The organism is Pseudoduganella violaceinigra DSM 15887 (assembly GCF_000425385.1).
In the GTDB taxonomy this organism is placed as follows: domain Bacteria; phylum Pseudomonadota; class Gammaproteobacteria; order Burkholderiales; family Burkholderiaceae_D; genus Rugamonas; species Rugamonas violaceinigra.
This window is the reverse complement of the sequence record NZ_AUDI01000015.1, coordinates 86,538-102,151: the sequence shown is the minus strand read 5'-3', so window position 1 is coordinate 102,151 and position 15,614 is coordinate 86,538. Positions and strand designations below refer to the sequence as shown.

The 15,614-nt window shown below is 70.4% G+C and carries 13 protein-coding genes; 3 read left to right on the top strand and 10 right to left on the bottom strand.

Features of this window, described 5'->3' with window-relative positions; translation table 11 throughout:
- Nucleotides 1–109: 109 nt before the first annotated feature.
- From H597_RS30375 to hutC, 3 genes are read right to left on the bottom strand one after another with little or no spacing between them, the layout of a single operon-like run.
- The gene (locus H597_RS30375) at nucleotides 110–517 is read right to left on the bottom strand and encodes a response regulator (RefSeq protein WP_051293662.1); all 408 of its coding nucleotides are present in this window, start codon (nucleotides 515–517) and stop codon (nucleotides 110–112) included.
- On the bottom strand, nucleotides 510–5,180 hold the full coding sequence (locus tag H597_RS30370; RefSeq protein WP_154668033.1) for a PAS domain S-box protein: 4,671 nt from the start codon (nucleotides 5,178–5,180) through the stop codon (nucleotides 510–512). Before H597_RS30370 ends, H597_RS30375 begins: the two co-directional genes overlap by 8 nt.
- 52 nt (nucleotides 5,181–5,232) lie before the next feature.
- Nucleotides 5,233–5,964 carry a histidine utilization transcriptional repressor HutC gene (hutC, locus tag H597_RS0109835; RefSeq protein ID WP_028101993.1) on the bottom strand — a complete coding sequence of 244 codons (732 nt, stop codon included), beginning with the start codon at nucleotides 5,962–5,964 and terminating at the stop codon, nucleotides 5,233–5,235.
- Between the two features lie 122 nt (nucleotides 5,965–6,086).
- Between hutC and ada the strand changes: the two genes are divergently transcribed.
- Together ada and H597_RS0109825 are read left to right on the top strand one after the other, a co-directional pair.
- Entirely contained in the window at nucleotides 6,087–7,163 is a 1,077-nt protein-coding gene (ada, locus tag H597_RS0109830; RefSeq protein WP_028101992.1) for a bifunctional DNA-binding transcriptional regulator/O6-methylguanine-DNA methyltransferase Ada, read from the top strand.
- A complete protein-coding gene (locus tag H597_RS0109825) occupies nucleotides 7,163–7,900 on the top strand; it encodes a 2OG-Fe(II) oxygenase (RefSeq protein ID WP_083941030.1) in 738 nt (245 codons plus the stop codon). Before ada ends, H597_RS0109825 begins: the two co-directional genes overlap by 1 nt.
- Nucleotides 7,901–8,064: 164 nt before the next feature.
- Here H597_RS0109825 and H597_RS33195 read toward each other — a convergent pair whose 3' ends face one another.
- The 3 genes from H597_RS33195 to H597_RS0109810 form a co-directional block, all read right to left on the bottom strand.
- Nucleotides 8,065–9,234, bottom strand: a complete 1,170-nt coding sequence (locus tag H597_RS33195; protein ID WP_051293660.1) for a M56 family metallopeptidase — start codon at nucleotides 9,232–9,234, stop codon at nucleotides 8,065–8,067.
- Entirely contained in the window at nucleotides 9,224–9,595 is a 372-nt protein-coding gene (locus H597_RS0109815; RefSeq protein ID WP_211232028.1) for a BlaI/MecI/CopY family transcriptional regulator, read from the bottom strand. The genes H597_RS33195 and H597_RS0109815 overlap by 11 nt, the downstream gene beginning before the upstream one ends.
- Before the next feature lie 65 nt (nucleotides 9,596–9,660).
- Nucleotides 9,661–10,299 (bottom strand): glutathione S-transferase family protein, encoded by a 639-nt coding sequence (locus H597_RS0109810; RefSeq protein ID WP_028101989.1) that lies wholly within the window; start codon nucleotides 10,297–10,299, stop codon nucleotides 9,661–9,663.
- Between the two features lie 91 nt (nucleotides 10,300–10,390).
- On the opposite strand from H597_RS0109810, the gene H597_RS0109805 reads away from it, so the two are divergent.
- Nucleotides 10,391–12,049, top strand: a complete 1,659-nt coding sequence (locus H597_RS0109805) for an amidohydrolase (RefSeq protein ID WP_028101988.1) — start codon at nucleotides 10,391–10,393, stop codon at nucleotides 12,047–12,049.
- Here the strand turns inward: H597_RS0109805 and H597_RS0109800 are convergent, their stop codons facing one another.
- The 4 genes from H597_RS0109800 to H597_RS0109780 are packed head-to-tail and all read right to left on the bottom strand — an operon-like array spanning nucleotide 12,050 to nucleotide 15,610.
- Nucleotides 12,050–12,376 (bottom strand): DMT family transporter, encoded by a 327-nt coding sequence (locus H597_RS0109800; RefSeq protein WP_028101987.1) that lies wholly within the window; start codon nucleotides 12,374–12,376, stop codon nucleotides 12,050–12,052.
- Nucleotides 12,373–12,738, bottom strand: coding sequence for a DMT family transporter (locus H597_RS30360; protein WP_051293659.1), 366 nt, complete (start codon nucleotides 12,736–12,738; stop codon nucleotides 12,373–12,375). Before H597_RS30360 ends, H597_RS0109800 begins: the two co-directional genes overlap by 4 nt.
- An 11-nt stretch (nucleotides 12,739–12,749) precedes the next feature.
- Nucleotides 12,750–13,649: a class I SAM-dependent methyltransferase gene (locus H597_RS0109785; protein ID WP_035373719.1), complete on the bottom strand. Its 900-nt coding sequence runs from the start codon at nucleotides 13,647–13,649 to the stop codon at nucleotides 12,750–12,752.
- Nucleotides 13,646–15,610, bottom strand: coding sequence for an NAD-dependent epimerase/dehydratase family protein (locus H597_RS0109780; RefSeq protein ID WP_028101985.1), 1,965 nt, complete (start codon nucleotides 15,608–15,610; stop codon nucleotides 13,646–13,648). The genes H597_RS0109785 and H597_RS0109780 overlap by 4 nt, the downstream gene beginning before the upstream one ends.
- Nucleotides 15,611–15,614 lie beyond the last annotated feature (4 nt).

Sequence of the window (15,614 nt, the reverse complement as noted above, 5' to 3'; positions counted from 1 at the left end):
AACTGCACTAATTCAATACTGGGAGTCAACAGGGAATCAGGGCGGGAATGGCCCAAATAATAACCGATTTTTTCGGCGCGTGTATGGCATTGAAAGTCGGGGGCAGCTTTCAGCCCGCACGGTGGCTGGCGGCTTGGCTGAGCAGCTCGGCCAGGGCGGCCGGGGTGGCCGGTTTGGCCAGCGTGCCCAGCAGCGCCAAGCCGTGCGCCCGCGCCAGCGTGTCGGCGGCCTGGCGGATGCCGGCGTCCATGCCCGACAGCAGGGCCACGGCGCCGCCGAAGTGGCTGTCGGCGGCCAGGCGCAGGAATTCGATGCCGTCCATCTCCGGCATCGACAGGTCGCACACCAGCAGGTCGGGGCGGAATTGCGGCAGCGCCAGCAAGGCTTGGCGGGCGTCGCTTTCGCTGCGCACATTGAGCTGGCCCAGGTCTTCCAGCATGTCGGCCAACATGCTCAGCATGAAGGGGTCGTCGTCGACCAGGAGGATGCGCAGCGGGGTGGAGGGGGTCTCAGTCATCGTCGGCAAAAGTGGTGTTGGTCATGATGTGCTCGCTCACCGCGTGCAGCAGGGGCCACAGCCGGTCGAGCAGGCGGCGCGCGGCGGCCGCGGCGTCGGCGGCGGCCGGGGCCAGCAGTTCCAGTTCGGCGCACAGCTCGGCCATGCCGAGCGCGCCCACGGCGCGCGCGCTGCTCTTGATGCGGTGGCCCAGCTCGCGCACCTTCTGCAGTTCGCCGGCCGCCAGCGCCGCTTCCATTTCGCTGAAGCCCGCTTCGGTGGTTTGCAGGAACTTGAAGGCGAATTTGCGGATCTTGTGCGGCTGGTAGCCCAGCAGCTGGGCCAGCACCGACAGGTCGATGATGGCCGGGTCGCCGGCCAGGGTGGGACGGAAGGCGGGGCGCCCGGCCGGGCGCGCCGGGCCGGCGCCGGCGCTGCCCGCTTCGCGTTCGGGCAGCCAGCTGGCGATCTTCTGGTACATCAGGGCCGGCTGGATCGGCTTGGCGATGAAGTCGTCCATGCCCGCCTGCAGGCAGCGCTCGCGGTCGTCCTTGGTGGCGGTGGCCGTCATGGCCAGCACGCGCGTGGTGGCCAGGGCCGGGTCGGCGCGGATGCGGCGCGTCGCTTCCAGGCCGTCCATCAGGGGCATCTGCACGTCCATCAGCACGCAGTCGAAGTCGGCCTGGTGCAGCAGGTCGAGCGCTTCGGCGCCGTTGTTGGCCAGGCACACCGAGGAGCCGGCTTCCTCCAGCATTTCCAGCGCGATTTGCTGGTTGAAGGTGTTGTCTTCCACCAACAGGATGCGCGCATCCTTCAGGGCTTGCATGGCGGCCGTGCTGCGTGCGCTGTCGAGCAGGGCGGCGGCGGCGGCGTTGACTTCGTTGATCACGTCCGGCACGCCGCGCGGCGACACGCCCAGACGCGCCGTGAACCAGAAGGTGGCGCCCTGGCCCGGCGCGCTGTGCACGCCCACTTCGCCGCCCATCAGCTGGGCCAGCTGCTTGCAGATGGCCAGGCCCAGGCCGGTGCCGCCGTATTCGCGCGTGATGGCCGTGTCGGCCTGCTGGAAGGCCTGGAACAGCTTGCCCTGCTCGGCTTCCGACAGGCCGATGCCATGGTCGCGCACCTCAAAGCGCAGCAGGCAGGCGATGTCGTCGGCCAGCAGCTGGCGCACGGAGACCTCGATGCTGCCCTGTTCGGAAAACTTGATCGCGTTGTTGACGTAGTTGATCAGGACCTGGCCCAGGCGCAGCGGGTCGCCGCGCAAGACCGGCGGCAGGGCCGGGTCGAGCTCGAACGCCAGGCGCAGGCCGCGGCTGGCCGCTTTCGGCGCCACCACCGTGGTCAGGGTCTGGATCACATGGTCGAGCGAGAAGTCGACATCCTCGATTTCCAGCTTGCCGGCCTCGATCTTGGAGATGTCGAGGATGTCGTCGATGATGCGCAGCAGGTGCTCGCCGGCGAAGCGGATCTTTTCCAGGTAGTCGCGCTGGCGCGGCGCCAGGTCCGTCTTCAGCGCCAGGTAGGCCATGCCGATCACGCCGTTCATCGGGGTGCGGATCTCGTGGCTCATCTTGGCCAGGAACTGGCCTTTCGCGGCCGACGCCTCCTCGGCCTGCTGGCGCGCCTCTTCCAGCTGCACGGTGCGCTGCGCCACGCGCTCTTCCAGGTGCTCGTTGAGTTCGCGCAGCGCGCGTTCGTTGGCCTTGCTGTCCGAGATATCGATGGCCATGCCGATCAGGTAGGCCGGCGCGCCATGGGCGTCGTACACCGGCTTCTTGAAGGTGCGCAGCTGGCGCTGGGCGTTCAGGACCGGGTTCCAGATGGTTTCCTCGTAGTCGATCAGGCTGCGCCCCGCGAACGCTTCCAGGTCCTTGGCGCGGAAAGCGGCCACGTCCTCCGGCGCGTGGAAGGGCGCGTAGTCGCCATTGTTCAATTCGTCGAAGGTGTAGCCGAACTGCTGTTCGCTGGCGCGGTTCATCAGGATCATATGGCTGTCCTTGTCCTTGATGAACAGGCCGATCGGCATCATCTGGATGATTTCCTGCAGCCGCTGCTCGCCCTGGCGCAGCGCATCCTCGCTGCGCTTGCGGTAAGAGATGTCGGTCAGGCTGGCCACCACCATGCTGCCCGGGCCGTGCTCGTCGCGCAGGGGCTCGACATTGACCGAGAGCCAGCAGGGCTCGCCGCCCGCGGCGGCGGGCGCCACGCCCATCACCACGTCGCGCACCGGCTGGCCCGCGGCCAAGGCCTGGGCCACCGGATGCTCGGGCGCGCTGAAACGGCGGCCGTCCTCGTGCACCCCGTCCCACTGGCCGGCGCCGCGCGCGGCGGCGCGCCCCAGCATGCGGCTGGCGGCGGCATTGCATTCGACGATATTGCCGGCCGCGTCGAACACCACCAGGCCATTGGTGACGGCGTTGAAGACCGAGGCCAGGCGCTGGTTGGAGTGGCGCAGCGCCAGCTCGGCCAGGCGGCGGTCGCTGATGTCGGTGACCATGGTCAGGGTGCCGGCATAACTGCCGTTGTCGGCGTTGACGGTGGTGGTGGAGAGCAGGGCCCACAGCGAGGAGCCGTCCTGGCGGTAGAAGCGGCCCTCGGCCGGCTCGGGCGGGGCGGCGGCCGCCCCCTGCTGCTGGCGCTGGCGCACGGCGGCGCATTCGGGATCCATGAAGGCGGCCATGGGGCGCCCCAGCATGTGCTCGATCTCGTAGCCGAGCATGCGCGCCATGGTCGGGTTGACGAAGCTGGTCTGGTCGGCCGCGTCGCACATCCAGATGCCCTCGGCGGCGGTCTGCACGATCAGGCGGTAGCGCTCGGAGGATGCCTGCAGCGCTTCCTCGGCGCGCTGGCGCTGGGTCATGTCGCGCAGCGAGACCACCACCAGGCCCTGGCCGGCCAGCTGGATCGGCGCCAGGTGCACCATGGCCGGGAAGTGGGCGCCGTCCAGGCGGCGCGCGGTGAGCACCCGGCCCGGCAGGCGGGCGCGCGCGAACAGTTCGCGCGGGCGGCCCGGCGTGTCGCGCATGGCGTCCGGGATCAGGATTTCCATCGAGGCGCCGGCCAGCTTGCCGGCGTCGGCGGCGAACACGGCCTCGGCCGCCTCGTTGGCCTGGCGCACGCGCCCGCCGCGGTCGGCCACCAGCAGCGCGCCCGGCAGCGCCGCCAGCATGGCCTCCATGCGCGCCAGCTCGGCCGCGCTGCGGTCGGAGATATCGCCCAGGGTGCCCGCCATGCGCAGCGGCCGCCCGGCCGCGTCGCGCGCCAGCACCATGCCGCGCCCGAGCACCCAGCGCCAGCTGCCGTCGCGGCAGGCCATGCGGCATTCCATGGTGAACGGGGTGCGCCCGACGGCCGGGTCGTCCAGGGCCGCGATCTCGGCGGCCACGCGGGCGCGGTCGTCCGGATGCACCAGCGCCAGCCACTGCTCCAGGTTGGCCGGGTGCAGGGCGCCGGGCGGGTAGCCGAGGATTTCGCAGTAGCGCGCCGACAGCTGCAGGGCCGGGCGCTGCGGCTGCCAGTCCCAGGTTCCTTCGCCGGCCCCTTCCAGGGCGAAACTGGCCATGCGCTCGGCCTCGCCGGCGCGCGCCTGGGCGCCGGCGAGGGCGCGCGTGACGCGCAGCAGGCGCCACAGGGCGGCACCGGCCAGCAGGGCCAGCACCACGCCCAGCGCCAGATGCCAGGTGGGGGCGGCGCCGCTGTCCTGGTACAGGAAGCCGTCCACCTTGTAGCCCTTGGGCAGCATGCCGGCCGCGGCATAGCTGTCGGCGATGGCTTGCCAGCGCTGCGGGTTGCTGTAGCCCAGTTCGATCAAATGCTGTTCCAGCAGGGGCAGCACCTGCTGCGCCTCCCACAGCAGCTGTTCGCGCGAGCGCCGCTCCGGATAGCGCGCGCGCAGCAGGTCGACGATTTCCTGCGGGTGGGCCAGGGCGTAGCGCCAGCCGCGCAGGGTGGCCGCGCGCAGGGCGTGGGCGCGGGCCGGATGCTCGCGCAGCTCGGCCTCGGTGGTGTACAGCAGGTCGCCGTAGAAATCGATGCCGGCGCTGCGCGGCTGCAGCAATTCATAGCGCAGGTTGGTGCGCTGCAGGACGAAGGGCGCGCCGCTGCTATAGACCGAGAGCGCGTCCAGGCGGCCGGCCACCAGGTCGTCCAGGCCGGCGCTGCGCGGCAGCAGAGTCAGCGCGGCCAGCGGCACGCGCTCGCGCAGCAGCAGCAGGCGCAGTTCGGCGTCGTCCGGCGCCAGCGCCACGCGCGCCTCGCGCCAGGGCGGGCGCCGCCCGGCGCCGTCCAGGCGCAGCGCCAGGGCCGCCGAGGAATGCTGGAACACCGACGCCAGCACCACCACGGGCGCGCCCTGGGCGCGCCGCAGCAGCAGGCTGTTGTTGCCGACCCCGTACTGCGCCTGGCCGTCCAGTACCGCCTGCAGCGTGTCTTCGCCGGGCAGCGCTTCGCGCAAGGTGACCTCGAGGCCGGCGTCGCGGTAATAGCCCTGCGCCTGGGCCGCGTAATAGCCGGCGAACTGGAACTGGTGCTGCCACTTGAGCTGGAGGGTCACGGCGTCGGCCGCCTGCGCCGCCGGCAGGGCGGCCCAGCAGGCCCAGCAGCAGACCAGGGCCCGGACGAGCGCGCGCCGCCGGCGCAGGCGCGGGGGCGAGCGGGGGGACAGGGCGGCGGTCGGGCTCACGGACGGCAAGGCTTCCCTTTCGGGCCGGCGCGGGGCGCCGGCGTGCGGACAACTATAGCATTGCTCCGGCCGGGACGCTGCCGCCAAATTGGTAGCGATGGCCGGGGTGCCACATGGTGGCCAGCGAGGCCACGCGGCCGGCCGACTGGGTCTGGCGTTTCAGCACCAGGCAGGGCTGGCGCGCGTCCATGGCCAGCATGTCGGCCACCTCGCGCGGCGGCACCAGCGCTTCGATGCTGTAGGTCGCAGCCTGCAAGGGAGCGGCGCGCATCAGGTATTCGTTGGGCGTGCTGTGGCTGAAATCTTGCTCCATATAGGCCGGCGCGCAGAGCGGGTTGACCCAGCGGTCCTCGACCTGGATCGGCACCCCGTTCTCGAAGTGCACGATGACCGAGTGGAACAGCTCATGGCCGGGCGGCAAGTCGAACGCCTTGCCCAGCAGCTCGCCGGCCTTGGCCCGCTCGAGCAGCTGCAGGGCGCTGCGGTGGGCGTGGCCGCGCGCCCGCACCTCGTCGGCGATGCTTTTGATTTCCAGCAGGGTGGCCTGGTATTTTTGCGGCGCCACATAGGTGCCGGCGCCCTGGCGCCGCGTCAGCACGCCGGCCGCGGTCAGCTCGCGCACGGCGCGGTTGACCGTCATGCGCGAGACGCCGAACTGCTTGACCAGGGCTTGCTCGGACGGGATCACGTCGCCCTCCTGCCAGGCGCCGGCGCCGATCTGCGCCAGCAGGAAGTCTTTGATGCGTTGAAAGATCGGGGTGTCGTGTTGTGCTGGCTCGTCCAATCCTGGGCTCCGGGCGTATGGGTGGGCCGATTGTAGCACCGGGCAATTCAATAGCAAGCGGCGGAGTGCCGGCCGCCGCCGTCCTGCCTAGCATGGTGGCATACTAGCGACTGGAGCCTGCCATGACCCCCAAGAAGCCTTACCTGACCGACAATGAACGCTGGGCCGCCGTGCAGGCGCGCGACAGCGCGGCCGACGGCCAGTTTTATTATTCCGTGCGCAGCACCGGCGTGTTCTGCCGCCCCTCCTGCGGCGCCCGCCCGGCCCGGCGCGAGAACGTGGCCTTCCACGCCAGCATGGCCGAGGCGGCGGCGGCCGGCTTCCGCCCCTGCAAGCGCTGCAAGCCGGACCAGCCGCCGCTGGCCGCACGCCATGCAGCCATGGTGGCCCAGGTGTGCCGCCTGATCGATGCGGCCGAGGCGGCGCCCGACCTGGACGCGCTGGCCGCGGCCGGCGGCATGAGCCGCTTCCATTTCCACCGCGTGTTCAAGGCCCAGACCGGGCTCACGCCCAAGGCCTATGCGGCGGCGGCGCGCGCGCGGCGCATGCAGCAGGGCCTGGCCGGCGAGGCCTCGGTGACGGCGGCGATCTACGCGGCCGGCTTCAATTCCAGCGGGCGCTTTTACGCCGCGACGCCTGGCGCCCTGGGCATGACGCCGTCGGCCTGGCGCGCAGGCGGGCGCGGGGCGGTGATCCGGTTCGCCATCGCCCAGTGCTCGCTGGGCGCGATCCTGGTGGCCAGCACGGCGCGCGGCATCTGCTGCATTCTGCTGGGCGATGATGCGCAGGCCCTGGCGCAGGACCTGCAGGACCGCTTCCCGCAGGCCGAGCTGCGCGGAGCGGAAACCGAGTATGAACAGGTGGTGGCGCGCGTGATCGCCTTCGTCGAGGCGCCGCAGATCGGGCTCGACCTGCCGCTCGACGTGCGCGGCACGGCGTTCCAGCAGCGTGTGTGGCAGGCCTTGCGCGAGATTCCCGCCGGGGAGACGCTCAGCTACGCCGCCCTGGCCGAGCGGGTCGGCGCCCCCAACGGCGCCCGGGCCGTGGCCGGCGCCTGCGCCGCCAATGCCATCGCCGTGGCCATTCCCTGCCACCGCGTGGTGCGCAACGATGGTTCGCTCTCCGGCTATCGCTGGGGCGTCGAGCGCAAGGCCGCATTGCTCGAGCGCGAGGCCGAGGCGGCCAGCGAGGCGGCATGATGGGCGATCTGTTTGCGCCGCCGGCTGTGGCGGAGGCGGCGCCGCACATGGCGCGGTGCGACTGGCGCGGCATCGCCGCCGACCTCGATGCGTTTGGCTGCGCCCGGGTGCGCGGTGTGCTTTCCGCGCAGGCGTGCGCGCAGCTGGCGGCAGACTATGGGCGCCAAGAGCTGTACCGCAGCCGGGTGCGCATGCAGCGCCATGGCTTTGGCAGGGGGGAGTACCAGTATTTCCGCTATCCTTTGCCGGATCTGGTGGCGCAGCTGCGCGGTGCAATGTATCCACCGCTGGCGAACATCGCCAACCGCTGGTACGCGGCCATGGGCATGGCGCCGCGCTTTCCCGCAGCGCATGCGGATTTCCTCGCGCGCTGCCATGCGGCGGGCCAGACGCGGCCGACGCCTTTGTTGCTGCAATATGGGGTGGGCGATTACAACTGCCTGCACCAGGACCTCTATGGCGAGCATGTGTTTCCCTTGCAGGCGGCCTTCCTGTTGTCGCGCCCGGGACGGGATTTCGAGGGCGGCGAGTTTGTCTTGACCGAGCAGCGTCCGCGCCTGCAGTCGCGCGTGGAAGTGGTGCCGCTGCAGCAGGGCGATTGCGTGATTTTCCCGGTCTTCCAGCGGCCCGTGGCGGGCGCGCGCGGCAGCTATCGCGTGAATCTGCGCCACGGCGTGAGCCGCCTGCGCGCCGGCCAGCGCCATACCTTGGGCATCATTTTCCACGATGCAGTGTGAGGAGGCGGGGAAGGGGATTGCGATCCGATGCCCCAAACAAAGTGCCTGAAATATTGGAGCGCAGGCGCCGTGTGCCGAATCGATGGACGAAGGGCTCAACCCGTGGCTGCGGCGCCTGTTGCGGGAGGACGGGCGGCGCAGCCAAGCAGGAAGCCGCGCCCGGCCTAGCCGCCGGCCTGTTCGCTCACCCGCAGCCGGGCGCGGAATTCCTGGCCGTCGCTGGCGACGACCAGCATGTCCTGCTCGAGCGGGCCGGTCAGCGTGTAATCGCCCACCAGCTTGCCGCCGTGGCTGATCTGCGCCTGCAGCCTGACCTGGCCTTCGAACGGCGTGACGACCAGGCGCGTGCGCCACTGGGCGGCGCCTTGGCCCAGCGCGATTTCGGCAGGCACGCCGGCCTGGACCCGCACCGCCGGGCTGCTGTCGGCCATGGCCATCTTGACCAGGTATTGTGTATTGGCGCTGGCGCCGGCATGCGCGGCCCAGGCGGCCACGCTGCAGGCTGCCAGCAGCAGGCCGGCAGCGAACTGGCCGGCCCGGCGGCGGGCGGGGGAAACAGTCGACTTCAAATGCACGATTCTCTCCTTCAGTGGGTGGGCGGCCTGCCATTGGCAAGCCAGGGGAATGCCTTGCGCCGACAGCTGTGTCTTGAGCAGGGCGCGGGCATAGGTGGCGGCCTGGCCATGGCGGCGCAGGACGGCGGCGTCGCAAGCGAGTTCCTGGTCCAGTCGGAAACGCGCCGCCGCAAGATGGATCAGCGGGTTGCACCAGGCCAGGCATTGCAGCAGCGCGCAGCCGGCATTGGCCCACAGGTCGCCCCGTTCGGCGTGGATGCGTTCATGGGCCAGCACCAGGCGCCGCTCGGCGTGCGCGTAGTCGCGGCGGAAGCCGGCCGGCAGGATCAGGCGCGGGCGCCACAGCCCCAGCAGCACCGGCCCGCTGCCGGCCGCGCCGCTGCGCAGCACGCGCGCAGCGGCGGGCGGCGGCAGGCGGCGCTGGTAGCGCAGCTGCTGCCAGGCGAGGCGCGCGGCCAGCGTGCCGGCGCCGGCCAGCCAGGCGCCGGCCAGTAAGGCGCTCCATGGCAGGCCGGCGTCGCTGGCGCTGGCCTGCACCGCCTGCCAGGCCCCTGGTGCGGCCGGCACGCTGATGGCCCACTGCACCGTGGCGCTGGCGCGCGGCAGCAGGGCGGCCAGCATGCTGGCCGGGACGATGGCCCAGGCGGCATAGGCAGCGCCGGCGCCGAAGTATCGGCGCAGCGGGCCGCGCAGCAACAGCATCAGCGCGCTGGCGCACAGGCTGGCCAGCAGGGCGCGCAGCAGCGGCTCACTTGCCATTGTCGAGCTCCTCGATCAGGCGTTTCAGCTCGGCGATGTCGGCTTTACCCAGCTTGCGGTGGCGGCTGAAATGGGCCACCAGGGGCGCCACCTTGCCATCGAACATGCGGTCGAGGAAGCCCTTGCTTTCGGCGGCCAGCCACTGCTCGCGCTTGAGCAGCGGCGTGTACAGGTAGCGCCGGCCATCCTTTTCGGCGCCGATGGCGCCTTTATTCAGCAGGCGGTTGAGCAGGGTCTTGACGGTGGCGTCCTGCCATTGCTGCGCCGCCAGCGCCGCGCAGATGTCGTCGGCGCCCTGCGGGTGGCGCTGCCACAGCACTTCCATGACGAGGGCTTCGGCTTCGCTGATCTGGATGGCCATAATAATTTACGCGTGTAATCGATGGTCAATGATTACGCATGTAAACGATTAAGTCAAGCCCGCTGTCACGGCAATTCCCGTCCCGAATGCGGGTCGACGGCGTAGGGATGGTGCTGGTCGAGAAAGCCAGGCTGCGCCCGCACCCGTTCGATCCAGGCGCTCACCTGGGCGAATGCGTGCAGCGGCAGGCCCGCTTCATCGGCCCGGTGCGTGTAGGCGAACAGCGCCATGTCGGCAATGCTGTAGTCCTGGCCGGCGATGAACGGCCGCGCCGCCAGTTCGCGCTCGAGGATCTGCAGCGCGCGCAGGCCGCCGGCGCGGCGCATGGCCACCAGCGCCGCCGGGCGCCGCGCCAGCTTGCCCGTCATCGCCCAGTGCCGCAGCGCGGCGATGTGCAGCACGTAGTCCTGCTCGAACGACAGCCATTGCTGCACCTTGGCCGCCGCGAACGGCTCGGCCGGCAGGTAGGGCGTGCCGCTGGCCAGGTAAGTCAGGATGGCGTTCGATTCCGCCAGCACGCGCCCGTCGTCCAGCCGCAGCGCCGGCACCGCGCCGGTCGGATTGATCGCCAGGTATTCCGGCCGCTGCCCCGCGCCTTCGAAGATGCTGACCATTTCGGTGCGGTAGGGCAGGCCGAGGTGCGACAGCAGCAGGCGGACTTTGTAGGCGTTCTGGGACGGCAGGTAGTCAAACAGGGTCAGCATGGTCGGGCTCCGTGGGCAAAGCGCCATTGGAGCAGGGCGCGAACCGGGCTACACTCTGGATCTTGCTTTCAAACTTGAAAGGACCGCTTCCATGCACTTTTGCCGCACCCTGCTGGCCACCGCCGCGCTGGCCGTCGCCGCTGCCGCCAGCGCCGGCACCATGATCGAGAACGCCAACGGCTACACGCTCAATGCCGGCGGCAAGCTGCTGCGCTTCCAGGCCCTGGCCTTCGACGACCAGGGCCGGCTGGTCGCCGTCGGCAGCACGCGCCAGGTCGCCGCCAGGGCGCGCGGTTTCCAGCGCATCGACGTGCAGGGCAGGACCGTGCTGCCCGGCCTGATCGACGCCCACGGCCACGTGTTCGGCCTGGGCGCGGTGGCCACCAGCGCCGACTTGTACAGCCCCGCGTCGCTGGCGGCGGCGCAGCAGGCGGTGGCCGCCTTCGCCCTGGCCAACCCGCAACGCGCATGGGTGATCGGCAAGGGCTGGAACCAGGAAATGTGGAAGCTGGGCCGCTTCCCCAATGCGGCCGAGCTGGATGCCGCGGTCGGCGAACGCCCGGCGGCCATGGAGCGCATCGACGGCCACGCTCTCTGGGTCAATAGCAAGGCGCTGCAAGCGGCCGGCATCACGCGCGCCACGCCCGACCCGCAAGGCGGCAAGATCGAACGCGATGCCGACGGCAACGCCACCGGCATCCTGGTCGACACGGCGATGGACTATGTCTACACGATCTTGCCCAAGCCGACCGAGGCCGAAGCGCGCGCCATGCTGGACGGCGCGCTGGGCATGCTGGCCAGCGTCGGCCTGACCAGCGTGCACGACGCCGGCATCGACGCCGGCGCCGACCGCCTGTTCCGCGCCTACGCCGACCAGGGCAAGCTGACCACCCGTGTGTACGCCATGATCGGCGACGTCGGCCCCGACTTCGAGCAGCTGTCGCAGAACGGCCCGCTGGCCTCGTATGCCGCCGACCACTATGCGCTGGCCGCCGTCAAGCTGTACGCGGACGGCGCCCTGGGCAGCCGCGGCGCCGCCCTGCTCCAGCCCTACAGCGACGCGCCGCACACGCGCGGCCTGCTGTTCCACAGCGACGCCGCCATCCGCGCCAGGATGGAAAAGGCCATGAAGGCGGGCTACCAGGTCAATGTGCATGCCATCGGCGACGCCGGCAACCAGCAGATCCTGGACAGCTTCGCGCAGCTCGGCAAACTGTATCCGCTGGCCGGCCGGCGCCACCGCATCGAGCATGCCCAGGTGGTGCAGCTGTCCGACATCCCGCGCTTCAGGCAGCTGGCCATCGTGCCGTCGATGCAGCCGACCCACGCCACGTCCGACCAGAACATGGCGGAGCAGCGCGTAGGCGCCCAGCGCCTGCGGGGCGCCTACGCCTGGCGCAGCTTCCTGAGGCAAGGCAGCCGCATCGCCTGCGGCTCGGACTTCCCGATTGAGTCGCCCAACCCGCTGCAGGGCATCCATGCCGCCGTCACGCGCCAGGACATGCGGCAGGTGCCGGCCGGCGGCTGGCACCCGGAGCAGGCCATGACGCGCACCGAAGCCCTGCGCTGCTTCACCCTGGACGCGGCTTGGGCGGCGCACCAGGAGCGCGCGCTGGGCACGCTGGAACGAGGCAAGTGGGCTGACTTCATCATCACCGACCGCGACTTGTTCCAGGTGCCGGCCGCAGACATCGGCAAGATCGGCGTGCTGGAAACCTGGGTCGGCGGCAGACGCGTGTACCGCCGCTAGTCAGAGCTGGGTCAACACGATGCCGCTGACGATCAGCAGTGCGCCCAGCCAGAAGCGGGCGTGCAGGCGTTCGCCGAACAGGTGCCGGCTGCCGAGTGGCACCAGCAGGTAAGCGCCGCCGGCGAAGGGGATCAGCTGGGAGATCGGCAGGGTGCGCAGCGCCAGTGTGACGAGGGCGAACGAAACCAGCTGCAGGCCGCCGGCTGCGCCCAGATGCAGCAGCCGGCGCCGCGGCCGGCCCGGCAGCGCGGCCGCCTTCATGCACAGCTGGGACACGCTGCCGCTGCACACCGAGGCCAGGCACAGGCCCAGTTCTAGCGGACTCATCGGGGCGCCACGCCGCGGCTGGTGAGCAGCACGCCGGCCAGGATCAGGGCGATGCCGATGGCGTACGGCCCATGCAGCGCTTCGGCGAAGAAGTAGACGCCGGCCAGCGGCGTGATGACGTAGATCAGGGCGGTCCAGGGATAGGCCACCGACAGTGGCAGGCGGCGCAAGGTCAGCAGCCAGCAGCCGATGCCGCCCACCGAAGCGCCGATCGCCGCCAGCAGCCAGGGGTTGGCAGCCAGGCCGGCCAGCGCGCCGCCCTGCGCCGCCGCGTGCAGTCCGGCGAACTTGAGCAAGACCTGGCTGGCGCTGGTGCACAGGATCATGCCCGCCAGGAAAACCACGCTGCGCCACTTGCCCATCCGGCCTCCCGTCAGCGCGGCTTGACGCCGACCGCCAGCATATTGCCGACCTTGAGCGCGACCTGGCGGTCGGCCAGGCCGAGCCGCTCCAGCAGGCGCAGCAGCAAGCCTTTGGCGCCGGCCGGCAGCGGCGTCAGGCGCAGCCAGTAGCGCAGCGGGTAGGCATTGCGGATCGGCTGCAGGGCGATGCGCTCGAAGCCGGCCCGCTGCAGCAACTCGCGCAAGGCGCGCGGGCTGAACAGCTGCATATGCTCGACGTCGATGATCGGCGAGCGCAGGCCGAGCAGGCGGTTCAGCGGTGCGCGCCAATCGTGCACCACCACCGCGATGGCGCCGCCCGCTTCCAGCAGGCCGTGCGCGGTGGCGACGAAGGTGCCCGGATCGCGCATGTGTTCCAGCGTCATGAAGGAGGTGATCAGCGATACCTGCTCGCCGTCCAGCAGCGCCGCCGAGAACATGCCTTCCCTCAGCATGGCGCGCGTGGCCGGCGGGGCGGCCTCGATCGCCGCCCGCGACGGCTCGATGCCGATCACGGGCGCGAAGCCCTGCGCTTGCAGATAGGGCAGCAGCGGGCCGCTGCCGGCGCCCACATCGACCGCGGCGTTGCGCCCGGCCAGCGCCTGCACGTGGGGTCCCAGGGCGGCGGCATAGGTGTGCGCGGCGGCCAGGGCTTCCGGACCGGAATCGAAGTCGGCCTCGCTGTAGGCGGCCTGCAGGAAGTCCTCGGCCGGCGGGGTGGGGGCGTACACCAGGTCGCAGCCCAGGCAGCGCACCAGGCGCAGGCACATGAATTCCGGCGGCTTGCGCGAGGCATAGGTCAAGGCCCCGACCCGGGCCGGATCGATGCGTTCGTCGGCGAAGCGGGCGTAGCTGCGGCTGTGGCAGACCGGGCAGGCGCGTTCCTGGCTCATCGCTGCCCCCGCGGGTCGGCCGGCCGGATGGTGCCGCGCACGATCAGGCTGCGGCGGATGAAGGCCGGGCGGGCCTTGGTCTCCTCGAAGATCTTGCCGATGTACTCGCCCAGCAAGCCGATGCCGAGCAGGGTGGCCGAGCCGAAGAACATCACCAGCAGCGACAGGAAGGTGACCCCGCGCGGCACGCTGTCGGCTTCGAAAATGCGCACCAGCACCGTGAAAATCGCCAGCACGACGGTGCCCACGGTGGCCAGCCCGCCGGCCGCGGTGAGCAGGTGCAGCGGCATGCGCGAGAAGGAGAAGATGCCTTTCTTGGCCCAGCCGATATTCTTGATCCAGTTGTTGGTGCTGACGCCGAACATGCGCTCGGGGCGCACGTAGTCCACCCCTTCCTGGCGGAAGCCGACATAGGCGCGCAGCCCGCGCAGGAAGGAGTCGCGCTCCTGGCACTGCAGCAGCCAGTACACCACGCTGCGGTCGATCAGGGAAAAGTCGCCGGCATCCTTCGGCACCGGCACTTCGCTCATCATGGCGAACAGGCGGTAGAAGGCGCGGTAGCAGGCTTCCAGCAGCACCGGCATCTCGCGCTTGACGCGCCGGCCGTAGACCACGTCGGCGCCGGCGCGCCAGCGCTCGACGAAGGCTTCGATCAGCTCGGGCGGATCCTGCAGGTCGCCGTCCATCAGGACCACGGCCTCCTTGCTGGCAATGCCCATGCCGCTGCGGAAAGCCGCCTGCGAGCCGAAATTGCGCGAATGGGTGATGCCGATCACGTGCGGATCGCGCGCGCTGATGTCCCGGATCACCTCGGCCGAATCGTCCGGCGAGTTGTCGTTGACGAATATGATTTCGTAATCGAGGCCCAGGCGCTGGCACACCGCCACCAGGCGTTCATGCATGATGGGGATGGCCTGGCCGTCGCGGTAGCAGGCGATCACGGCGGAGATCGAATTCTTTTCCTGGCGCGACTGGGTGCGCTTGGTCAGGCGGCCGAAGTCCGCGTGCGCCAGGTGGCCCCGCCACCAGTCGCGCGTGCGCCGCAGGCCCTCGGCCAGATCGACCTTGGCGGACCATCCCAGCAGGCGCCGGGCTTTGCCGGCGTCGGCATACCAGTTGTCGGTGTCCCAGGCGCGCCCTGCGGCGGGATTGAAACGCGGTTGCGCCGCCAGGCCGAAGGTCTGGATCGCGACCTCGGCCAGCGCCGCCAGCGTGGTGGGCTGGCCGCTGCCGATGTTGATCGATTCGCCGGCCAGTTCCGGCCCCATCCTCTGCGCCGCGTCGGCAAAGGCTTGCACCACGTCGTCCACGTGCACGAAGTCGCGGCTCACCTCGGCGCGCGCCAGCACCGGCAGCGCGCCGCGCAGGCTCGCTTCGCACAGGGCCGGGATCAGGCGCGAACTGTCTTCGTACGGACCGTAGACCGCGTACAGGCGCAGGTTGGCCACGGGAACGCCGCGCACCTTGCCGAAATAGGCGATGGCGGCACTGGCGGCGACCTTGCTTACCGCGTAATGGCTGTTGGGCAGCAGCGCCGCGTCTTCCGCGGGCGCCGTCGCATTCAGGCCGTATTCCGAGGAGCTGCCGGCGTGTACGAAGGCGGCCAGCTGCATGTCCGCGACTTCCTCCATCAGGCGGATGAAGCTGAGGTAGTTGGTGGCGTGCACGCGCTCGTAGTCCTGCTCGAAGGAATAGGCGCCGAACGAGGAGCAGTCAAAAATGGTCTTGGGCGCCACGCGGTGCAGCACCGAGCGCACGCTGACCGGGTCCTGCAGGTTGAGGAAGGCGATATGCGCCGACGGCACCTCATCCAGGCGCCAGGTGTCGCCGGAAAATACCGTGCCGGTGACGTCGCTGCGCACCGCCAGCAGGCGGCGCAGCAGGTTGGCGCCGATGAAACCGCTGGCGCCCAGCACCAGGACCGGGCCCGCCAGGTTCCTAAGCTTGTCTTCTAAATTCATGTTC

Coding starts and splice junctions, on each gene's coding strand:
- H597_RS0109825 (WP_083941030.1), top strand. CDS start 7,163: ATGGGCGATCTGTTTGCGCCGCCGGCTGTGGCGGAGGCGGCGCCGCAC.
- H597_RS0109785 (WP_035373719.1), bottom strand. CDS start 13,649: ATGAGCCAGGAACGCGCCTGCCCGGTCTGCCACAGCCGCAGCTACGCC.
- H597_RS0109810 (WP_028101989.1), bottom strand. CDS start 10,299: ATGCTGACCCTGTTTGACTACCTGCCGTCCCAGAACGCCTACAAAGTC.
- H597_RS33195 (WP_051293660.1), bottom strand. CDS start 9,234: ATGGCAAGTGAGCCGCTGCTGCGCGCCCTGCTGGCCAGCCTGTGCGCC.
- H597_RS0109815 (WP_211232028.1), bottom strand. CDS start 9,595: ATGGCCATCCAGATCAGCGAAGCCGAAGCCCTCGTCATGGAAGTGCTG.
- H597_RS0109800 (WP_028101987.1), bottom strand. CDS start 12,376: ATGAGTCCGCTAGAACTGGGCCTGTGCCTGGCCTCGGTGTGCAGCGGC.
- H597_RS30360 (WP_051293659.1), bottom strand. CDS start 12,738: ATGGGCAAGTGGCGCAGCGTGGTTTTCCTGGCGGGCATGATCCTGTGC.
- ada (WP_028101992.1), top strand. CDS start 6,087: ATGACCCCCAAGAAGCCTTACCTGACCGACAATGAACGCTGGGCCGCC.
- H597_RS0109780 (WP_028101985.1), bottom strand. CDS start 15,610: ATGAATTTAGAAGACAAGCTTAGGAACCTGGCGGGCCCGGTCCTGGTG.
- H597_RS0109805 (WP_028101988.1), top strand. CDS start 10,391: ATGCACTTTTGCCGCACCCTGCTGGCCACCGCCGCGCTGGCCGTCGCC.
- H597_RS30375 (WP_051293662.1), bottom strand. CDS start 517: ATGACTGAGACCCCCTCCACCCCGCTGCGCATCCTCCTGGTCGACGAC.